The organism is Pseudomonas sp. CFBP 8772 (assembly GCF_014841665.1).
Lineage (GTDB): Bacteria > Pseudomonadota > Gammaproteobacteria > Pseudomonadales > Pseudomonadaceae > Aquipseudomonas > Aquipseudomonas graminis_B.
On record NZ_JACYUI010000005.1, the window covers coordinates 108,162 to 127,650 of the forward strand.

Annotated in this window: 16 protein-coding genes; 9 read left to right on the forward strand and 7 right to left on the reverse strand. The window is 61.2% G+C overall.

The genetic code is table 11. The annotated features are described in order from the left end of the window. Positions 1-401 precede the first annotated feature (401 nt). Positions 402-824 carry an HPF/RaiA family ribosome-associated protein gene (locus tag IFT99_RS12480; protein ID WP_065991892.1) on the reverse strand — a complete coding sequence of 141 codons (423 nt, stop codon included), beginning with the start codon at positions 822-824 and terminating at the stop codon, positions 402-404. 293 nt (positions 825-1,117) lie between these two features. Between IFT99_RS12480 and IFT99_RS12485 the strand changes: the two genes are divergently transcribed. The 3 genes from IFT99_RS12485 to IFT99_RS12495 are packed head-to-tail and all read left to right on the forward strand — an operon-like array spanning position 1,118 to position 5,133. Beyond that, positions 1,118-1,723 carry an RNA polymerase sigma factor gene (locus tag IFT99_RS12485; RefSeq protein WP_192132623.1) on the forward strand — a complete coding sequence of 202 codons (606 nt, stop codon included), beginning with the start codon at positions 1,118-1,120 and terminating at the stop codon, positions 1,721-1,723. Continuing rightward, the gene (locus IFT99_RS12490; RefSeq protein ID WP_192132625.1) at positions 1,720-2,703 is read left to right on the forward strand and encodes a FecR family protein; all 984 of its coding nucleotides are present in this window, start codon (positions 1,720-1,722) and stop codon (positions 2,701-2,703) included. Before IFT99_RS12485 ends, IFT99_RS12490 begins: the two co-directional genes overlap by 4 nt. 48 nt (positions 2,704-2,751) lie before the next feature. Further along, the gene (locus tag IFT99_RS12495) at positions 2,752-5,133 is read left to right on the forward strand and encodes a TonB-dependent siderophore receptor (RefSeq protein WP_446731129.1); all 2,382 of its coding nucleotides are present in this window, start codon (positions 2,752-2,754) and stop codon (positions 5,131-5,133) included. Here the strand turns inward: IFT99_RS12495 and IFT99_RS12500 are convergent. Then, entirely contained in the window at positions 5,130-6,008 is an 879-nt protein-coding gene (locus IFT99_RS12500; protein ID WP_192132627.1) for a helix-turn-helix domain-containing protein, read from the reverse strand. The two genes, IFT99_RS12495 and IFT99_RS12500, sit on opposite strands and share 4 nt — an antisense overlap. Before the next feature lie 133 nt (positions 6,009-6,141). Here IFT99_RS12500 and IFT99_RS12505 point away from each other — a divergent pair, with 133 nt between their 5' ends. After that, a complete protein-coding gene (locus IFT99_RS12505) occupies positions 6,142-7,041 on the forward strand; it encodes a DMT family transporter (RefSeq protein ID WP_192132629.1) in 900 nt (299 codons plus the stop codon). A 60-nt stretch (positions 7,042-7,101) separates the two neighbouring features. On the opposite strand, the gene IFT99_RS12510 is transcribed toward IFT99_RS12505, so the two are convergent. Together IFT99_RS12510 and IFT99_RS12515 are read right to left on the reverse strand one after the other, a co-directional pair. Further along, on the reverse strand, positions 7,102-8,076 hold the full coding sequence (locus tag IFT99_RS12510; RefSeq protein WP_192132630.1) for a 2-hydroxyacid dehydrogenase: 975 nt from the start codon (positions 8,074-8,076) through the stop codon (positions 7,102-7,104). A gap of 105 nt (positions 8,077-8,181) precedes the next feature. Continuing rightward, complete coding sequence (locus tag IFT99_RS12515; protein WP_133772022.1) at positions 8,182-9,129, reverse strand: LysR family transcriptional regulator; 948 nt, start codon at positions 9,127-9,129, stop codon at positions 8,182-8,184. Positions 9,130-9,310: 181 nt separating this feature from the next. On the opposite strand from IFT99_RS12515, the gene IFT99_RS12520 reads away from it, so the two are divergent. From IFT99_RS12520 to IFT99_RS12535, 4 genes are read left to right on the forward strand one after another with little or no spacing between them, the layout of a single operon-like run. Beyond that, positions 9,311-10,822, forward strand: coding sequence for an efflux transporter outer membrane subunit (locus IFT99_RS12520; protein WP_192132632.1), 1,512 nt, complete (start codon positions 9,311-9,313; stop codon positions 10,820-10,822). A gap of 22 nt (positions 10,823-10,844) precedes the next feature. After that, a complete protein-coding gene (locus IFT99_RS12525) occupies positions 10,845-13,043 on the forward strand; it encodes an FUSC family protein (RefSeq protein ID WP_192132634.1) in 2,199 nt (732 codons plus the stop codon). After that, positions 13,033-13,233 (forward strand): DUF1656 domain-containing protein, encoded by a 201-nt coding sequence (locus tag IFT99_RS12530; protein ID WP_065991906.1) that lies wholly within the window; start codon positions 13,033-13,035, stop codon positions 13,231-13,233. Before IFT99_RS12525 ends, IFT99_RS12530 begins: the two co-directional genes overlap by 11 nt. A 15-nt stretch (positions 13,234-13,248) precedes the next feature. Further along, positions 13,249-14,121, forward strand: coding sequence for an HlyD family secretion protein (locus tag IFT99_RS12535; RefSeq protein WP_192132636.1), 873 nt, complete (start codon positions 13,249-13,251; stop codon positions 14,119-14,121). A gap of 196 nt (positions 14,122-14,317) precedes the next feature. Here the strand turns inward: IFT99_RS12535 and IFT99_RS12540 are convergent, their stop codons facing one another. Together IFT99_RS12540 and IFT99_RS12545 are read right to left on the reverse strand one after the other, a co-directional pair. Continuing rightward, on the reverse strand, positions 14,318-15,142 hold the full coding sequence (locus tag IFT99_RS12540; RefSeq protein ID WP_192132638.1) for an SDR family oxidoreductase: 825 nt from the start codon (positions 15,140-15,142) through the stop codon (positions 14,318-14,320). A gap of 33 nt (positions 15,143-15,175) precedes the next feature. Beyond that, positions 15,176-15,640 carry a multidrug transporter gene (locus tag IFT99_RS12545; RefSeq protein WP_065991909.1) on the reverse strand — a complete coding sequence of 155 codons (465 nt, stop codon included), beginning with the start codon at positions 15,638-15,640 and terminating at the stop codon, positions 15,176-15,178. Between the two features lie 286 nt (positions 15,641-15,926). Here IFT99_RS12545 and IFT99_RS12550 point away from each other — a divergent pair, with 286 nt between their 5' ends. Beyond that, on the forward strand, positions 15,927-18,599 hold the full coding sequence (locus tag IFT99_RS12550) for an RHS repeat domain-containing protein (protein ID WP_244656973.1): 2,673 nt from the start codon (positions 15,927-15,929) through the stop codon (positions 18,597-18,599). A gap of 376 nt (positions 18,600-18,975) precedes the next feature. Here the strand turns inward: IFT99_RS12550 and IFT99_RS12555 are convergent, their stop codons facing one another. Then, positions 18,976-19,323, reverse strand: a complete 348-nt coding sequence (locus tag IFT99_RS12555; protein ID WP_192132642.1) for a hypothetical protein — start codon at positions 19,321-19,323, stop codon at positions 18,976-18,978. Between the last annotated feature and the right edge of the window lie 166 nt (positions 19,324-19,489).

Genomic DNA, 19,489 nt, shown 5'->3' on the forward strand with positions numbered 1-19,489 from the left:
AACGTCGTCGTATTGAGCGAGTCACTGCGTCCGAGGCCAGCAGGCCTGCGGCGTGCAGGTGAGGTGTAAGCTCGACGATACAAAGCTTGCAGGGTTTGGGCCACAACGGACGAAAGGTGTAAATGGTCCCGATCGCTGGACCCAAGGGCCCGGAAACGAGAAGCAGGTCATGGTTTCAGCGTCCGTCTTGTACTGGCCAAGGGCTTGGCCCATTCCCGCTCGGCACCATTTGCGCGCCTCATGCGTTCTTTGTGTGCGAAAGGTCGGCCACTTGAATCGGCCACCCGTTTAGCGCGGCTCACCATTCAAGCGCTGGTTGCCTAACGACGGCGCAAAAAAAGGGCGGGCCCGTTTCCAGGCTCGCCACTCTTTCAGTCGTTTAGTGTCTCAGAGCTGCTGCATCAGCCGTGCAACGCTTCGTCCTTCTCGAGAAATTCTTCTTCGAGCAACGCGTCAGCACTGACCGGCTCGTCATCCAGATCGCTTTCAATCACCGGAGCCGCGCCGCGTTTGTTGCCGCGCAGTTTTCCGAAAAGATGTTCCAGGGCGTGGTCCAGTTTGACCGCTGCGCCATCCACTGCCTGATCGATCGAATCGGCCTTGTGGGTCACAGAAATGGGTTGGTGTCCTTTTGGCCGGGCTTCCATCTGGCAGCGGATGTCATGCGGGCCTGGCTTGTCGCCGTTTTCGTCGTTGATGTGGACCTCAACGCGGGTCAGATCCTCTTCGTATCGTTCGAGCGTAGTTTCAACCGTGGTTCGTACCCACTCCTCCAGACGGACGCTGTTTTCGATGTGGTTATCGCTGTTGACCTGGATTTGCATAGTTCTTCCCTTACTTTGGCTTGCTCGGGAGAGTCTGGACGAGGTGTTTTTCGTCTGCCCTCATTCACAGTGTTGGCGCCGATCCACGAACAATTCAACCCCTTGGAACCGAGAATATATTTCGCGAAAGGGGGAACTCGACCGGCAAGTCCAGTTTTGCTGGGCCGCGCCTTTTTGGGGGCAACCTTCGGCCGCTGCAGATTTGTTGCGAGATTCGTCGGACATCTTTTGCGCATGAGAATATTTATCATTAATATCGCGCCTCGCATCCTCCCCCAGCCCGTGCCTGAATCATGATCGATCCGCCTCCGTCCTTGAACTCAGTGTGCCAGGACCTCGACCACGAGACTCCGAAGGCTGCACGCGCGCGGTTTCTGGAGGTGTTTCTGTCCCAGCGTCCGCAAATGGAGGCGCTGGTCAGCCGAAGGGTGGGTTGTCGGGCGACGGCGGCGGATCTGGTGCAGGACTTGTTTCTCAGGTTCTGGCGACGTCCGCTGGTGCAGGTCGAGGAGCTCAACACCTACCTGCTGCGCTGTGCTGGCAATATCGCCATTGACCATCTGCGCAATGAAAGCACCCGCGCCCGGCTCAGCGATGAGCGGCTGCCGGAATCGCACTGGACCGAGACTGACGAACCCCAGGCGGCGCTGGAAGCGAGCAACGATCTGCGCCACATCGAAGCGGCGTTGCGCGGATTGCCGGAGAAAACCCGGCAGATTTTCCTGCTCAACCGAATCCACGGGCGCAAGTACGCCGAAATCGCCAAGGCCATGGGCCTTTCGCAGAGTGCCGTGGAGAAACACATGATGCGCGCCCTGCAGGTCTGCAAGGCGAGCATCAATCAGGACGTTACTCGGGTTGCGCCGCTTGCCGGGAAATCCGGGGGCATACGCCGATGAATGCCGTTCCTGATCCGACTGCCGATCCCCATTCCATGGCCCTGAATTGGCTCAGTGTGTTGCACAACCAGCCGACGATTGCCGATCAGGCGCGCTTCAGCCGCTGGTTGCACGCTGATCCGGCTCATGCCGAAGCGTACGCCCAGGCTCAGGTCGTGTGGGAACTGAGCGAAGAGCCTGCCGCCACACTGGCCAGCGAAGACGCCGCCGCACTCAATGCCTTGCTGCGGAAAATGAACGCACCCAAGCCGCGCAGGCTGCCGCGCAGGGGAGCGGCGCTGGCGATGGCGGCGTGTCTGGTGCTGATGATCAGCGCGGGGCTGGGCTGGAATCCCCAGCGCTGGGCAGAGGACTTGAATGCCGATTATGTGTCGGCGCCGGGGCAGGTCCGGACGTTGATCCTGTCAGACGGGTCGCAGGTAACGATGGACGCCGACAGCGCAATCGCCGTGCATTTTGGCGACGGAGAGCGGCACGTCGAGTTGCGCCGTGGCGCCGCATTCTTTCACGTTACCCACACCGGCGAGCCGTTTGTGGTCGATGGCGGACGTGGCGAAACCCGGGTGCTGGGCACGCAATTCGAAGTACGGCTGCAGCCGCCCGGCGCGCAAATCACTGTGCTGTCGGGGCGCGTTGGCGTCAAAGCGGCCGCCGATGCCCCGCAGCGGATCCTGACGGCAGGTCAGCGGGCCCGTTATGACCGTGAGCAAACCGGCGCTCCGCAGTCTGTCGACAGCGAAAGCCAGTTGGCCTGGCGTCAGGGCTGGCTCAATTACGCCCGCGCCCCCCTCGCTGATGTGATCAGCGACCTGAACCGTTATTACCCGGGCCGGATCATTTTGCTCAACGACCAACTGGCCGCGAAGACCATCAGCGGCAGCTTCCCGAGCCGCGATCCGCAGGCCGTGCTGGCGGCGTTGAAATCCGTGGTTGGTTTTGAGCAATACGAAGCGCTCGGGCGGGTCATTGTGATCCGTTGACCGCAGGCGAGTTGTTGAGGTGTATCGCATTCAAACGGGGTGATCGATGTGAGAAGTGGGTTTGGCTTTTCGGTGGTAGCGGTCTGGAGCGCCTGCGCTCAGGCAGCCGCGCCGGCCTACGACTTTTCGCTTCCGGCCAAACCGCTGTCCCAGTCGCTCAGGGATTTCAGTCGAGTCACAGGGCAGGGGGTTATTTACACCCAGGTCGTGCCTTACGCGGTGGATGCCCCGGCATTGATGGGCTTGTTCAGTGCGGAACAGGCGTTACGCATTCTGCTGGGCACGTCTGGCCTCACATTCCGCCGTGCCACAGACGACACCTTCACGCTGCAATCCCGCCCCGTCGAGGGTGCGGTCACCCTTGGCGCGACGCAGATCGACTCCACTCTCAGTGCCGTTTACAGCTATCAGCCGCCTGCAGTGACATCGGTGATGCGCAGCGCGACACCGCGCCTTGAAACCCCGCAGGCGGTCAGCGTTGTTCCGGCGCAGGTGTTGAGGGATCAGGCGCCGCGCAATCTCGATGATGCGCTGGCCAACGTGAGTGGCGTAACCCAGGGCAACACCCTCGGCAGCACCCAGGACACGCTGATGAAGCGCGGTTTTGGCGAGAATCGCGACGGTTCGATCATGCGCGACGGGATGCCGGTGGTCCAGGGCCGCAACCTCAATGTCACCGCCGAGCGCGTCGAAGTTCTCAAGGGCCCGGCGTCGCTGTTGTATGGCATTCAGGACCCCGGCGGGGTGATCAACGTGGTCAGCAAGCGTCCGCAGTTACAGTCGGCCAACTCGCTGACGGCGCGAGGTTCAAGCTACGGCGCAGGCAAAAACGGCAGTGGCGGAACGTTCGATAGCACCGGCGCGATTGATGGCGCTGAAGGCGCGTCCACCGGGCTGGCATACCGCTTGATCGTCGACCACGAAGACGAAGATTACTGGCGCAATTACGGCGTACACCGTGAATCGCTGATCGCGCCATCGCTCGCCTGGTATGGCGATGACACCGAGGTGCTGGCGTCCTACGAACACCGGGAATTTCTCTCGCCGTTTGATCGCGGCACGGCAATCGATCCTCGCACAAACCGTCCGTTGAACATCCCCGCGACCCGGCGTCTGGACGAGCCCTTCAACACAATGGAAGGGCGCTCGGACCTGTATCGATTCGAGGTCGATCACACCTTCGACGACACCTGGAGAGGCCACCTCGGTTACAGCTACAACCGCGAGACCTACGACGCCAGTCAGGTGCGCGTGACCGCCGTCGATCCGGCCACCGGCACGCTGACCCGCTCCATCGACGGGACCGGCAACGCCCTGAGCACCGATCGCTTCACCACGCTCACGTTGAGCGGCGACACCTCGCTGGCGGGCTTGCGGCACGAGGTGCTGATGGGCGTCGACGACGAATACCGCAAAGTCGCGCGCGGTGAGCTGATCCGCCAGAAAAGCCAGAGCACGTTCAGCTACGTGAATCCGGTGTATGGCCAGGAAGCGGAGGGCACTCAGGTCAGTGCGGCGGACAGCCATCAGCTCGATATCCTGCGCAGCGACTCGGTGTTTGCTCAGGACTCCGTGCACCTCACCGATCGCTGGATTTTCGTCGCGGGCGCGCGTTATCAAGTGTTCGATCAGCAGGCTGGCAAAGGCTCGCCGTTCACGCGCAATACCGATTTGAACGGGCAAAAGTGGATTCCCCGAGCGGGCCTCGTTTACCGCTACAGCAATGAGCTTTCGTTGTATGGCAGTTACACCGAGGCGTTCAAGCCCAACTCCAGCATCGCTACGCTGGCGGGGGGCACCGTGCTGGATTCGGCGACGCTGCCCGAAGAATCGAAAGCGTGGGAGCTGGGTGCCAAGTGGGATTCCTCCGATGGCGTCAGTGCGACGCTGGCGCTGTTCGACATCAGAAAGCGCAACGTGCTGGTGGCGAATTTCGACTCGCTGACGGCGAACACGGTGTACACCACGGCGGGTCAGGTGCGCTCGCGGGGTGTGGAGCTGGACGTGAGCGGGCAGCTGTCAGATCGCTGGAGTCTGATTGGCGGCTATGCCTTCACCGATGCCTGGGTGGTTGATGACCCGACCCTGAAGGGCAACCGCTTACAGAACGTACCCCGGCACAGCGGCTCGGTTTCGGCGGTGTATGACTTTGGCGCGGTGCTGGGCGCGGATCGGCTGCGGACGGGAGCGGGCGCCCACTACGTCGGCGAACGCCCGGGCAATCCGGACAATGATTTTGATCTGCCGGGCTACACCGTCGCCGATGCCTTCGCGACCTACGAAACCCGTCTGGACGGGCAGAAATTGAAGTTTCAGCTGAACGTGAAAAACCTCTTTGATCGCACCTACTACAGCTCGGCGGTGAGCCGTTATTTCGTGTCCCTGGGGGATTCGCGGCAGGTGGTGATGGCGACGACGCTGGAGTTTTAACGCGACTCAAACGCAGCCCGGTATTCGCCCGCCGTCGCGCCGACTGACTGTTTGAACCGGTTGCTGAAATGGCTGGCACTGGCGAAGCCGCATTCCAGGGCAATCTCGCCCAACGGCTTGCGAGTCGAGCGCAGCAGTTCGCGGGCTCGGTTGAGGCGTCGGGCGAGCAGGTATTGATGGGGCGGCAGGCCGAAGCTTTCGCGGAACATCCGCGCGAAGTGGTATTCCGACAACGCGCACATGCCCGCCAATTGCCCGAGGCTTAAGGGCTCGGCCATGTTCAGCTCAATGAACTCCACCAAATGCCGTCGCAGGTGCGGCGCCAGTCCGCCTTTCAAGCGCAACCCTTCACGCAGCCCGACCTGGCGCAGAACCATGTGGTCGAGCAGCTCATGGGCCAGGCTGCTGGTGAGCATGCGCTCGCCGGGCTCTCGCCAATCCATGCGGATCAGGCGATGAAAACGCTCGGCCTGCAGCGGATCATCCAGAAACGTATGCTCCTGCAACGCCAACTGGCGTGGCTCGCGATCCAGCAGCGTGACGCAGTTGAGGGCGAACTGTTCGGGGCTGATATACAAATGCGCCAGACGGATTTCACCGTTCACCACCCAGGAGGACTGATGGCCGGCGGGCAGCGTGCAGATCTTGTCCGGAGCGCCTTTCTTGCCAGGCTGATCGCGGCGGAATGTTCCCGTGCCGCCGTCGATGTAGCACGACAGCGTGTGGTGCGTCGGCGCGTGGTAATTCTGCGCGTCATGACGGTTGTTCCACAGCGCCGCCATCACCCCGTCGCCCAGAGGCGCGCTCTTCTCCAGCTGCGCGTGGGGCGAGCTGTTCAGGGATTGAAAGACCTGGATGGTTTCAAGTGACGACATAAGGACTCCTCTGCGCCTCGCATCCTACTCCGAGCGCTGCCCCCTGCCAGCGGGGTGACGATCAAATGCGCAAGTTTCTGCAAGTGAGGGCAGACCCGCGCCGCCAGACTGAGGCCTCACTGGGGAGCTCGACATGAACATCACGTTGTATCTGCTGACCGTTTTGATCTGGGGCACGACCTGGATTGCCTTGAAACTGCAACTGGGCGAAGTCGCCATTCCGGTGTCGATCGTCTACCGCTTCGGCCTCGCGGCGCTGATCATATTCGCCCTGTTGTTGGCGACCGGGAAACTGCAGAAGGTCAATCGGCGCGGGCAGCTCATTTGTCTGGCGCAAGGGCTGTGCCTGTTCTGCGTCAACTTCATGTGCTTCTACACCGCCAGCCAGTGGATTCCGACCGGTCTGGTGGCGGTGGTGTTTTCCACTGCGACATTGTGGAACGCGCTCAACGCCCGAATCTTCTTCAAGCAGCAAATCGCGCGCAACGTCGTGTTGGGCGGCACGCTGGGGCTGATGGGGCTGGCGTGTCTATTCTGGCCGGAATTGGCCGGGCACAGCGCCAGCCGCGAGACCTTGATCGGTCTGGCGCTGACCCTGCTGGGCACGCTGTGTTTCTCGGCGGGAAACATGCTCTCCAGCCTGCAACAGAAGGCCGGACTTCGCCCGCTGACCACCAATGCCTACGGCATGCTGTATGGCGCCACGATGCTGTGCGTGTATTGCGTGCTGAGCGGCACGCCGTTCGCGTTTGAATGGAACGCGCGGTACATCGGCTCGTTGCTGTACCTGGTAATCCCGGGTTCGGTGATTGGCTTTACCGCCTACCTCACACTGGTCGGCCGCATGGGGCCGGAGCGCGCGGCGTATTGCACGGTGCTGTTCCCGGTGGTGGCGTTGAATGTGTCGGCGTTTGCCGAAGGCTACCAATGGACCGCCCCCGCGCTGATGGGGCTGGTGTTGGTGATGGCGGGGAACGTGCTGGTGTTCAGGAAGCCCAGGGTGATCGTGCCTGTGGGGGCGAAGCTGGCTTAAGGCGGGCTGAAACCTTTGATTGTTCCCACTGGGACCGTGGGAACGATCGTCACAGTGAGCTCAGCCCTTCCACACCTGCGCATTCACCAGGTCCTGCGGCTTCTCGCCCAACAGCGCGGCGCGCAGGTTGGCGTAGGCGCGGTCGGCCATGGCCTGACGGGTTTCGTCTGTCGCCGAGCCGATGTGAGGCAGCGTTACCGCATTGCTCAGCGCAAACAGCGGCGATTCAGCCAACGGCTCTTTCTCGTAGACATCCAGGCCGGCGCCGCGAATCGTGCCGTCCTGCAGCGCCTTGATCAGCGCCGGTTCGTCGACGATCGGGCCGCGGGCGATGTTGACCAGAATCGCGCTCTTCTTCATCAGCGATAGCTCGCGGGTGCTGATCATGTGCTGGGTCTTTTCGCTGAGCGGCACCACCAGGCAGACGAAATCCGACTCGGCCAGCAACTGATCCAGCGTACGGAATTGCGCGCCCAGTTCCTGCTCGATGGCGATCTTGCGGCTGTTGCCGCTGTACAGGACCGGCATGTTGAAGCCCAGACGACCCCGCCGTGCGACTGCCGCGCCAATATTGCCCATGCCCACGATGCCCAGGGTCTTTCCGTAGACGTCGGTGCCAAAATGCGGCGCCTCGATGCTGCGTTTCCAGTGACCGGCTTTGGTGTAGGCGTCCAGTTCGGCGACGCGGCGGGCGCTGCCCATGATCAACGAGAAGCCCAGATCTGCCGTGCTTTCCGTCAGCACGTCGGGGGTGTTGGTCAGCATGACGCCGCGTTCGGTGAGGTAGTCGACGTCGTAGTTGTCGTAACCGACCGAAATGCTCGACACCACTTCCAGCTGCTTTGCATTCTCCAGTTGTTCGCGCCCCAGCTTGCGGCCAGCGCCGATCATGCCGTGGCTGTGGGGCAGGGCTTCGTTGAACTGCGCGTTCAGATCACCCTTTTTCGGGTCGGGGATGATCACGTTGAAGTCTTGCTGCAGGCGCTCGGCCATTTCCGGAGACACGCGGCTGAAGGCAAGGACGGTCTTTTTCATCGGATAGCTTCTCTCGGCAGTTCAGAAGGGCATTGCGTAGCACGCTAACATTCTTGCCGAGGGATTGGCGAGGTGGATGGATACGTTGCCAGGTGGGGCGGAGGGTTAAACCGTCTCCGGCAATACATGGGTCTGCAGGTCCGCTTCATGGGCGGCCATGATTTCCGGCAGCGAGCCGCGCAGGTATTCGACCCAGGTTTTGATCTTCGCATCCAGGTACTGCCGCGACGGGTAGATCGCGTACAGGTTCAGCTCGTGGGACCGGTACTGCGGCAACACCCGCACCAGCGAGCCGTTACGCAAGCCTTCGATGGCCGAGTAGATCGGCAGAATGCCGATGCCCATGCCGCTGCTGATCGCCGCCTGCATGGCGTCGGCCGAATTCACCAGAAACGGCGAGTTGCCGATGGTCACGGTTTCCTGGCCTTCGGGGCCGTCGAAGGCCCACTTTTCCAGCGGGAACACCGGGCTGACCAGGCGCAGGCAGGCATGATTGAGCAAATCAGCCGGCCGGTGGGCCATGCCGAACGCCTTGATGTAGGCGGGCGAGGCGCAAACGATGCTGTAGGTGATGCCCAGTCGCTGGGAGACGAAGCCCGAATCCGGCAGCTCGCTGGCGAGCACGATGGACACGTCGTAACCCTCTTCGAGCAGGTCCGGGACGCGGTTGGTCATGGTCAGGTCGAACGAGACGTCCGGGTGATTGCGCCGGTAGCGGGCAATCGCGTCGATGACGTAATGCTGGCCCACGCCGGTCATCGAATGGACTTTCAGCTGCCCGGCCGGACGCGCATGGGCGTCGCTGGCTTCGGCTTCCGCCTCTTCGACGTAACCGAGAATCTGCTCGCAGCGCAGCAGGTAACGCTTGCCCGCTTCAGTCAGGGCGATGCGTCGCGTGGTGCGGTTGAGGAGCCGGGTCTGCAGGTGGGCTTCGAGGTTGGAGACAGCGCGCGAAACGTTTGCGGTGGTAGTGTCCAGTTGAGCGGCGGCAGCGGTGAAGCTGCCCGCTTGCGCCACGCAAGTAAAGGCGCGCATGTTTTGCAGAGTGTCCATTGGCCGTTCTCAGATGAGATAGCAAATTGTGACATGAAGTAACTGATCCATGTCAGCCATACCAAAGGATTATCTCCGGTTCCGTAACAAAGATTCGCAGAAGTCCCGGCTTATCGCCGGGCTAGACGCCCCCTAGAATCGCCGCATCATCGATTCCCCCTCCATTCAGGTAATTGCAGCAGTGCCGCGTCGTCTCGTCAGAGGGCTCAAATCCCTCAGTGTGTGCGCTTTAACGTTACTCATCAGCGGCTGCATCGGAACTGGCGGAATCGCCCCACAAGGCACAGCGTTGTCGCCCGACGCGCTGGCCACCGACGACGCCATCAAGGCGGCCGATAAAGACGCCCACTGGCCGGCCGGTCAGTGGTGGCGTGCCTATGGCGACGAACAACTCAATCGCTGGATCGAACTGGCCGCGATGGGCAGCCCCAGCCTGGCGATCGCTGCCGCGCGAGTGCGTCAGGCCAAGGCCATGGCGGGCATCGCGGAGTCGGCGGAATCCCTGCACGTTTCCGGCGACAGCAGCCTGAAACGACACAACTGGCCGACGGATCAGTTCTACGGCCCGGGTGAGCTGTCGAACACCAGCACGTGGGACAACAACGCTTCGCTGGGCCTGAGTTATTCCCTTGACCTGTGGGGCCAGGAAAGCAATCACTCCGAACAGGCGCTGGACATGGCGCACCTGAGCGCGGCCCAGGAGCGTCAGGCGCAGCTGGAATTGCAGGACAACATCGTCCGCGCCTACATCCAGCTGTCGCTCAACTACGCCCAGCGCGACATCGCCGAAGCGACCCTCGCGCAACAGCAGCAGATCGTTGATCTGGCCCAGCGTCGTCTGAACGGCGGCATCGGCACCCATTTCGAAGTCAGCCAGGCGCAAACCCCGCTGCCCGAAACCCATCGTCAGATTGACGCCCTGGACGAGGCGATTGCCCTGAGCCGCAATCAGATCGCGGCGCTGGCGGGCAAAGGACCGGGCGAGGGCGCACGTCTGCAGCGGCCGACGCTGTCACTGAACGCGGCGTTGACGTTGTCCTCCGCGCTGCCCGCCGAATTGCTGGGGCAGCGTCCGGATGTGGTCGCCAGCCGCTGGCGAGTGGCGGCGCAGGCGCGAGGCATCGATGTGGCCCATGCCGGCTTCTATCCGAACGTTGATCTGATGGGCAGCCTTGGTTACATGGCCACCGGCGGCGGCATGCTGGAATTCCTCGCCGGCAAGAAATTCAACTACAGCGTGGGCCCGGCGATCACCTTGCCGATCTTCGACGGCGGACGTTTGCGTTCGGCGCTGGGCGTGGCGTCAGCGGGCTATGACGAAGCTGTCGCGCAGTACAACCAGACCCTGGTGATGGCGCTGAAGAGCATCTCCGATCAACTGATTCGTCGTGAGTCGATGGACAAGCAACAGCAGTTCGCCGATCAATCAGTGGCCGCCGCGCAGAAAACCTACGACATCGCGATGGTTGCCTATAAACGCGGCCTGACCGATTACCTCAATGTGCTCAACGCGCAGACGTTGTTGTTCCATCAGCAACAGGTGCAGCAACACGTCCAGGCCGAACGCCTGACGGTGCATGCTGAGCTGGTGGTGGCGCTGGGCGGCGGGTTGATGGCCGGCAATGATTCCCCCACACCGGAGAAAACCGCCGTGCCGAAAACGCCGGCGTCGCTGGCGGTGTTTGATCAATGAAACGCTCCGGCAGGGCCTGGCGATGAACGCCGCTTTTAACTGGCTCAAATCACTGGAGTGGCGTCGGGGCCTCAACGATTGGGCGCGCAGCGATGGCGTGACGTGGATCTACATCAGCAAGGTGCTGACTGCGGCATTCCTGACCTACTGGATCGCCATGCGCCTGGAGCTGCCGCAGCCGCGCACGGCCATGATCACTGTGTTCATCGTCATGCAGCCCCAGAGCGGTCAGGTGTTCGCCAAGAGTTTCTACCGCTTGCTCGGCACGCTCGCCGGCTCCGTGGTCATGGTCACGCTGATGGCGCTGTTCGCGCAAAACAGCGAGCTGTTTCTCGGCAGTCTGGCGATCTGGGTCGGCTTCTGCTGCGCCGGGGCGGCGCGCTATCGCAACTTCCGCGCCTACGGTTTTGTGCTGGCCGGCTACACCGCCGCGATGACCGGGCTGCCAGCGCTCGCTCACCCGGACACCTCGTTTATGGCCGCCATGTGGCGGGTGCTGGAAATCTCCCTCGGCATCGTCTGCTCGACACTGGTCAGCGCCGCGATCCTGCCGCAAAGCGCCGGCGCGGCGATGCGCAACACCTTGTATCAGCGCTTTGGCACCTTCGCTCAGTTCGTCATCACCGGCCTGCGCGGCGAGAGCGATCCGGCGTCGTTCGAGGCCAGTAACGTGCGCTTCATCGCCGATGCCGTAGGGCTCGAAGGCCTGCGCGCGGTCACCGTGTTCGAAGACCCGCACATGCGCCGCCGCAACGGTCGATTGAATCGCCTGAACAGCGAATTCATGACCATCACCACGCGCTTCAACGCCCTGCATCAGTTGCTCGAACGCCTCCGTCGGCGGGGCGTGACGCCAGCTGTTCAGGCCATCGAGCCTGGCCTGAATGCGCTGACTGGATTGCTGGAGCCCTTTGCCGGGCGCGCGCTGACCAACGCCGACGCCGCACTGCTCGCCAATCGATTGAGCGTGTACAAGGCCGACCTGCCCGACCACGTGCGCAGCCTGCGGGCCGAGTTCGTCAAGACCGAGCCCAGCGACGCCGACCTGCTGGATTTCCATACCGCTTACGAGTTGCTGTATCGCTTCGTCGACGACATGCACGACTACGCCCAGACCCATGCGTCTTTGGCCGATCACCGCCATGCGCGGGAGAAATGGGTCGAGCCCTTCGTGTCCACCACCAGTTGGCTGTCTTCGCTGGCCTCCGGCGTGCGCGCGACCTTTATTCTCGCGGTCATGTCGGTGTACTGGGTGGCCACGGCGTGGCCGAGCGGCGCGTCGATGACCCTGGTGTCCGCCGCCACGGTGGCGCTTTCCGCGACGACATCGAACCCGAGGCGCATGTCGTTTCAGATGGCGTGTGGGACCTTTCTGGGTGCGCTGGTGGGGTTTTTCATCACCTTTTTCGTGCTGCCGCGCATCGATGGTTTTCCGCTGTTGTGCATGGTGCTGGCGCCGGTGTTCGTGTTCGGCACGTTCCTGACCACGAGGCCGCAGTGGGTGGGATATGGTCTGGGGCTGCTGATTTTCTTCAGCATCGGTTCGGCGCCGGACAACCTCACGGTCTACAACCCCTATGCGTTCATCAATGACTACATCGCCATGGTCCTTGGCATGCTGTTGTGTGCGGCGGCGGGGGCGATCATTCTGCCGCCGAACAGTCGCTGGCTGTGGCAGCGGCTGGAAGGCAACCTGCGCCGACAAGTGAGTTTCGCCATCAGCGCGCCACTGCGCGGGATTCGTTCCAGTTTCGAAAGCCGCACCCGCGATCTGATGCATCAGGCCTACGGCCTGGCCGCCGGTAAGCCCGAGGTGCAACGCAACCTGCTGCGCTGGATGTTCGTGGTGCTGGAGATCGGCCACGCGATCATCGAGCTGCGCCGCGAGCAGGACATTCTGCCGGTGCACCCGAGTTACGCCGAATGGCAACCCTGGCGGCAGGCGATTCGCGCCATGGGCCGCTCGTTGATTCGTCTGTTCATCCAGCCCGATCCCCACAATCTGGCGCGCAGCCTGTCGGCTGTCGATCACGCCATCATCTGCGTGCAGAACACCGACGAGCCCTTTGCTCCGCACTTCGACACCTCGGCGTTGCGCCGGGTGAAAAGCTACCTCCACTTCATCCGCACCTGCCTGCTGGACTCGCAATCGCCGGTGGCAGGTGCTCCGTCAGAGCCGGCGTCTGTGGCCTCGCCGCAAGGACAACTCAATGCCTCGTGAACTCGCCTTCCACGGCGTTTACATGCCGACGGTGACCGTCATGTTTCTGGTCGCCATGGTGCTTTCCTGGGCGCTGGACCGGTTCATGTCCGGGCTCGACCTCTACCGTTTCTTCTGGCATCCGGCGCTGCTGCGTCTGAGCCTGTTCAGCTGCATTTTCGGCGCCATGGCGCTCACTGTTTACCGTTGAGGCATGTTGGTTGAGATGAAAAAGCTCTTCAGTCTGATCGCGACATTGTTGATTCTGGCCCTGGCCATCTGGATCGGCCGGCTGCTGTGGATTCACTACATGGACACGCCGTGGACCCGCGACGGCCGGGTGCGCGCCGACGTGATCAACGTCGCCGCCGATGTCAGCGGCGTGGTGATCGATGTGCCGGTGAAGGACAACCAGCCGGTGAAAAAAGGCGACCTGTTGATGCAGATCGACCCTGAGCATTATCAGCTGGCAGTGAAGCAGGCCGAGGCTATGGTGGCGTCGCGCAAGGCCACGTGGGAGATGCGCAAGGTCAACGCCAATCGGCGCAAGGACATGGACGCCCTGGTGATCTCCGCCGAAAGTCGAGAAGACGCCGGCAATGTCGCCACCTCCGCCCAAGCGGATTATCAACTGGCGGTCGCGCAGCTTGAAGCTGCGCAATTGAACCTGCAACGCACCAAGGTGCTGGCCGCGGTGGACGGCTACGTCACCAACCTCAACGTGCATCGCGGCGACTACGCGCGCATCGGCGAAGCGAAGATGGCCGTCGTCGACAGGAACTCGTTCTGGGTGTACGGCTTCTTCGAAGAGACCAAGCTGCCCCACGTCAGGATTGGCGATCCGGCGGACATGCAGTTGATGAGCGGCGAGGTGATGAAGGGCCACGTCGAAAGCATCGCCCGCGCCATCTACGACCGCGACAACCCGGAGAGCCGCGAGCTCATCGCCGACGTCAACCCGACCTTCAACTGGGTACGACTGGCGCAGCGCGTGCCCGTGCGCATCCACCTGGATCAGGTGCCGGAAGGGGCGGTGCTGGCGGCGGGGATTACATGTACGGTGATTGTGAATCCCGAAACGCAAGATTCAACGCGATAGCACGTTGAGCTGCGCGGTACGCCAGATGTGTCGCGCCGGAGGATGCAGGAGCGTGGCTTGTCCCGCGATCTGTTGCGCAGCGACAGTAATAACAGTGATTGCGGTGCATCAGTTATAACCGGGGCGCTTGGTCTTGCTGCCGCTTCGCGCCAGTTCGCGGGACAAGCCACGCTCCTACAGAAGCCCGCGGTGGTGGTCAGCCTTTTTTATCCAGCTTGAAGCGCTTGCTCAGAATCCACTCCAGTAATGCCTTGGGCAGCAGCCGTTCCATCAGGGGCAGCGCGCGGCTGCCGTTGCCGGAGCGCAATAGACGCGGTGGATGGCTGCGTTGCACGGCGTCGAGCACGTCGCGGGCGAAGTCGGCAGCGGGTGTCGGGTTGCCCTGTGACGCATTGGCCCGGGCGCGGATGCCTTCACGCCACGGCCACCACGGCGAATCCTGGTGAATCACCTGCTCGGCCTCGTGGCTGGCGTTTTGTGCGAAGTGGGTATCGATAGCGCCGGGCTGGACTTCCATCACCCGAATCCCGAAGGGGGCCAGTTCCATGCGCAGTGCTTCAGTCATGGCATGAACGGCGGCTTTTGACGCGCAGTACGCGCCCGCGAATGGGGTGACCAGCACGCCCGAAACGCTGCCGATATTCACCACCAACCCCTTGTTGCGGCGCAGCATTGGAAACAGCGCGCGCGTCACGCCGACCACGGAAAACACATTGGTCTCGAATTGCCTGCGCATGGCATCAACGCAGCCATCCAGCAGCGGGCCAATGCCACCGTAGCCTGCGTTGTTGATCAGCACGTCGAGCCCTTTGCCGTGTTGATCAAGCTCAGAGACCAGTCGATCAATCGCAGCGCTGTCATTGACGTCCAGGGCCACGGCACGAAAACCTGCCAGGGTCAGCGCCTGCACGTCGGCCGGCTTGCGTGCGGTTGTCCAGACATCATGGCCTGCCGCTTTGAACGTATTCGCCATGGCGCGGCCGATGCCGCTGGAACAACCGGTGATCAACACCACAGACATGGTTCAGTCCTTGGAAAAAGAGAAGGGCGGCGCTCAGCCGGAGAACGTGCCTTGCAGGCGTTCGGCACGAAACTCCAGAGTCTGCGGCCGGTAACCCGGACGCAGCGGCGGCATCGGCAAGCAATCCTGCCACTGACTGCCGGGCAACAAATCGCCCGGCCCGCGATAACGCGGCGCGGTGTACGTGTCTTCGGCCAGATTGACGGTATCGCCCGGCGCGTAGGCCGCGATTTTCCAGCGCAGTTCGCTGAGCGAAACGGTGTTGCCGTTATCGATCAGTACCAGCAGCGGACGCCCCGTAGGACACTGTTGCGGCGCATAGTCCACGCGCAATTGCAGGCGCTCAAGGCGCTGCTCGTCGCGGCTGTCTTCCCAGACCACAAACGCCGCCACGACGCCCAGCCCGACTGCAGCAGCCAGGGAAACAGGCAACGCTTTGGAGGGATAGCGCAGAAGCAGGACCAACCAGGTGAACAGGAGTACGGCGCCGAAAATCATCGTGTCGATCTCGCGATTGCAGATGAGGGCATCGTACCGAAAGGGGAGAGGGTTGGGCTAATGGATTGGGCTCAACCGAACCGCTCAGCGCAACCGTCCAGCCGGACCGGCGGTCAGTCAGAAATCCGGAGCCAAACTAGTCTTAGGGTATTTCCTGCAACGGATTGCACAGGTCATGGCTCATTCCTGCTCGCTACATACCCATACTCCGACACTCACGGTAATAGAGCCGCGCAGGCTACCTGTTCGTACGGTGTCCTTCCATGTGGCTCAAACGGATGCGCCCATGACCGCGCGGGTTGACCGCCTTGCCTATGACCCCGCAGGAAGGCAAACGGCGCGTTGGGACCCACGACTATGGGCTGCCGCCGATCTGGCATCGGACGCGGCGAGCAATGTGAGTGTGGTCTTCTCGCTCAGCGGGGAGCGGCTGCTTTATGAGAGCGTCGATGCGGGGTGGCGCCTTCAATCAGTGGGGGAAGGCGGGCAGCGTGACGGGGGCTGGGACGGACGCGGAGTGGTTCAGCGGGTCGAATACGACAAGCAGCTGCGGCCGACTGCCTTGTTTGAAGAGCAGGGCGCACGGGACGGTACGGCGCGAACCTGCGTCGAGCGCTTGAGCTATGGAGGGCCTGATGAGCATCACGCCAACCAATGCAATCAAATCGTCAGGCATTACGATCCGGCCGGCTCGCTGTGCAATACGTCGTTCGATATAAACCGGAATGCGCTCTCGCAGGCGCGGCGTTTTCTCAATGATCCGAACATGTCCAGTTGGCCGGACGCCGCCGAAGCTTGCGACCAGCTTCTGGAACCCGGAGACGGCGCCCGGATGGCCTGGCGATTCGCTCCCACAGGCGAAATGTCCGAACAGCGCGATGCCATGGGAAACACACAGTTTTTTGCCCAGACCGTCGCCGGGCTGCTCAAGCAAACCCGCTTGCAGCTGGCCGGCCTGCCAGCGGAAACGCTGGTGGGCGATATTCAATACGACGCCTTCAATCGCGCGGTTTCAGAAACCGCCGGAAATGGCGTCGTCACCTCTGCGGCTTATTCAACACAAGACGCTCGTCTGGTGAACGTCCAGTCGACGCTTCCCGATGGAGAAAGACGGCAGGATCTGCGTTACGCCTACGATCCGGTCGGCAACGTGATCAGCATTGCAGATGCTTCGCTCCCTCAAAGCCATTTCGTCAATCAGCTCACCAAGTCCATCAGCACATTCACGTACGACACGCTGTATCGGCTCATCGAGGCCACCGGTCGGGAGCTGGCGTCGGTCAATCGAGGCCCGGTTCTCGCGGTGTTCCAATCGCCGATCGACCCCTCCCGACTGACGAATTACCGACAGAACTACGAATACGATGCGGGCGGCAATTTGCTCAAGCGCAGTCACGTCGGCGTGCAAGATCATTCGCAATGGCTGGCGGCGGCCAACGGTAGCAACCGGTGTCTGGCTCAACTGACTGACACGCCGCCAACTGACGCCGAGATTGCTGCCGCATTCGATGCCAACGGTAATTTGCAGCGGCTGGCGCCCGGGCAAAACATTGAGTGGAACCCGCGTAACCAGTTGCGCAGGGTAACCCTGGTGGCCAGGCCTTCGGGAGGGGATGACAGTGAGGTTTACGTCTATGACGCAACCGGCCTGCGTGTGCGCAAGATTCGGACGGTTCAGGCTAAAAATGTCGTCCATGTGAACGACGTACGTTATCTGCCGGGCCTGGAAATCCGCGCCAATAGCGCGACTGGCGAAACGCTGCACGTCATCACCGCTCCCGGCGGACGCAACGCGGTGCGGGTTCTGCATTGGGTAGAGGGCAAACCGGAGACGGTAGATAACGATCAGACGCGCTACACGCTGAGTGATCATTTGGGGTCAAGCCTGATGGAGCTGGATCAGCAATGCCGATTGATCAGTCAGGAAAGTTATTACCCCTTTGGAGGCACAGCCTGGTGGGCAGGCCGATGCCAAATTGAAGCGCACTACAAAACCGTGCGTTATTCAGGAAAAGAGCGGGACGCGACCGGGCTTTACTACTATGGCCTGCGGTATTACGCACCGTGGCTGATGCGCTGGATCAATCCGGATCCGACGGGTGAACAAGGCGGGGTGAATCTGTTTTGCTTTTGCAGTAACTCACCGATCCGCTATCGCGACTCCCAAGGCGCAGCCCCATACGATGTTCCTCAGGTCGTGGTGGTAGCCGCAGGAATGGGGGATTTCAGCCCGCCACAGCAGGCGAAGATGAGGCAGGCGCTGGACGCTGCAAGTTATCTGGTGGCTGGAACGCGTGATCAACTTCGCGAAGCGTCACCCCGCCAGGATGTAGTCAAGGCCTTCGACGCGACGTTTGGTGAACTGCCGGCACCCATTCGCGCTGACACGATAGAGGCCGTCGTAGAAAGCCTCGACAGTTATAGGAACATGTTGACGGCATTCGGTAAGCCGCACGCGGACCTTGATATCGAGCTTTTTGACGGTCCATCCAGGCTTAAGGGACGTACTTTACTGGCGGGAGAGTTCGAAGATGTGGTCAAGAGCTTCGGAGTTTCACGCACCCATCTTGAGCAGGATCATGTGCTCAATGTTGCCTGGACGTTGATCCATGAAACTTCTCATGCAGTCAATTTCACCGTTGATAGCCATTATTACGAGCAGCCGAGACTCGAGGCCGATGCTACCCCTGAGGCTGTCGGAGGCTGGAGCAAACAAATAAGAAGGTCCTTGTCGCGAGTTGTCAGATCAGGTCCTTACGAGAAGCATGGCAGTGCTCCTGTATACGAGACCAGCATGCAAGGTTTAACAGATGACGCGGCTAACCGGCATCAACGCAAGGCCACCTTTGTGGGCAATGGGAGCGTGAGATCCTCGCTGTTACGGATGAATGCAGACACTTTTCCCGCGTTGGTCAACGCCACCCGATTTCCTGAAAGATGGTCGCGCAGGCAGGTCTGACAAATAGGCCAACATTCAGTCATTTGGCGTGACTGAGGCCGGTCAGCTCAGGCATGTTCGTGTGCAGTTGGCAGGGAAACGGGGCAACGCTTTGGAGGGATAACGCAGAAGCAGGACCAGCCAGGTGAACAGGAAGGAATACGGCGCCGGAAATCATCGTGTCGATCTTGCGATTGCAGATGAGGGTATCGTACCGAAAGGGGAGGGGCTTGAGCTAATGATGGTTTGTATGTTTCAACCTTGATCCGTAGGAGCCGGCTCGATGGCGAACCCGGTTTGACCCTCACAACGGAGTATCTGAAAGCATGCGTGTTGGCAGGGTCAACATGGTGATGGAGACTGGCACCTCAGCGTGCGCAGTCTCCGCAACCACAAGTTACTTGTCGAACAAATAAGGTTTTTCGTTCGTGACGGTGCCGTGGCCAGTGGCGTTAGTCGGCTCTGCGGTCAAAAACACTTCTTTACCTTTAATAATATCGAAGGAGCTTGCGGGAAATCTTGCCCTTGTCTCCCCGTTGGAATTAAAAGGCTGGAGAATCGTAGGGCCGACATCGTACTCACCAGAATCGCCCTTACCAAGCGCTTTGAAGTTGATGTGGGTAATTTCATTTTGAGCCTTGGTCGGGTAAGGCGGGAAAACGGCCTCCACATCCTCACCGCGAACAAGCGTGTAATTTGGCCGGTCGAAGACGGGCGTTGGGTATGCTTTGCTGTTAGCACTCATGATTCATCATCCTTGTAATTGCATTTGAGTGTGAATTGACATCGTCCTTAAAGTACGACCCATCCGACCTTCTGAATACTGTTACAAATGACAGTACCAAGATGAATTGGCGATAACGATGGGGGCGAATACTCCGACGGGTGCAGCAAAGATCATAAAAAAAGCC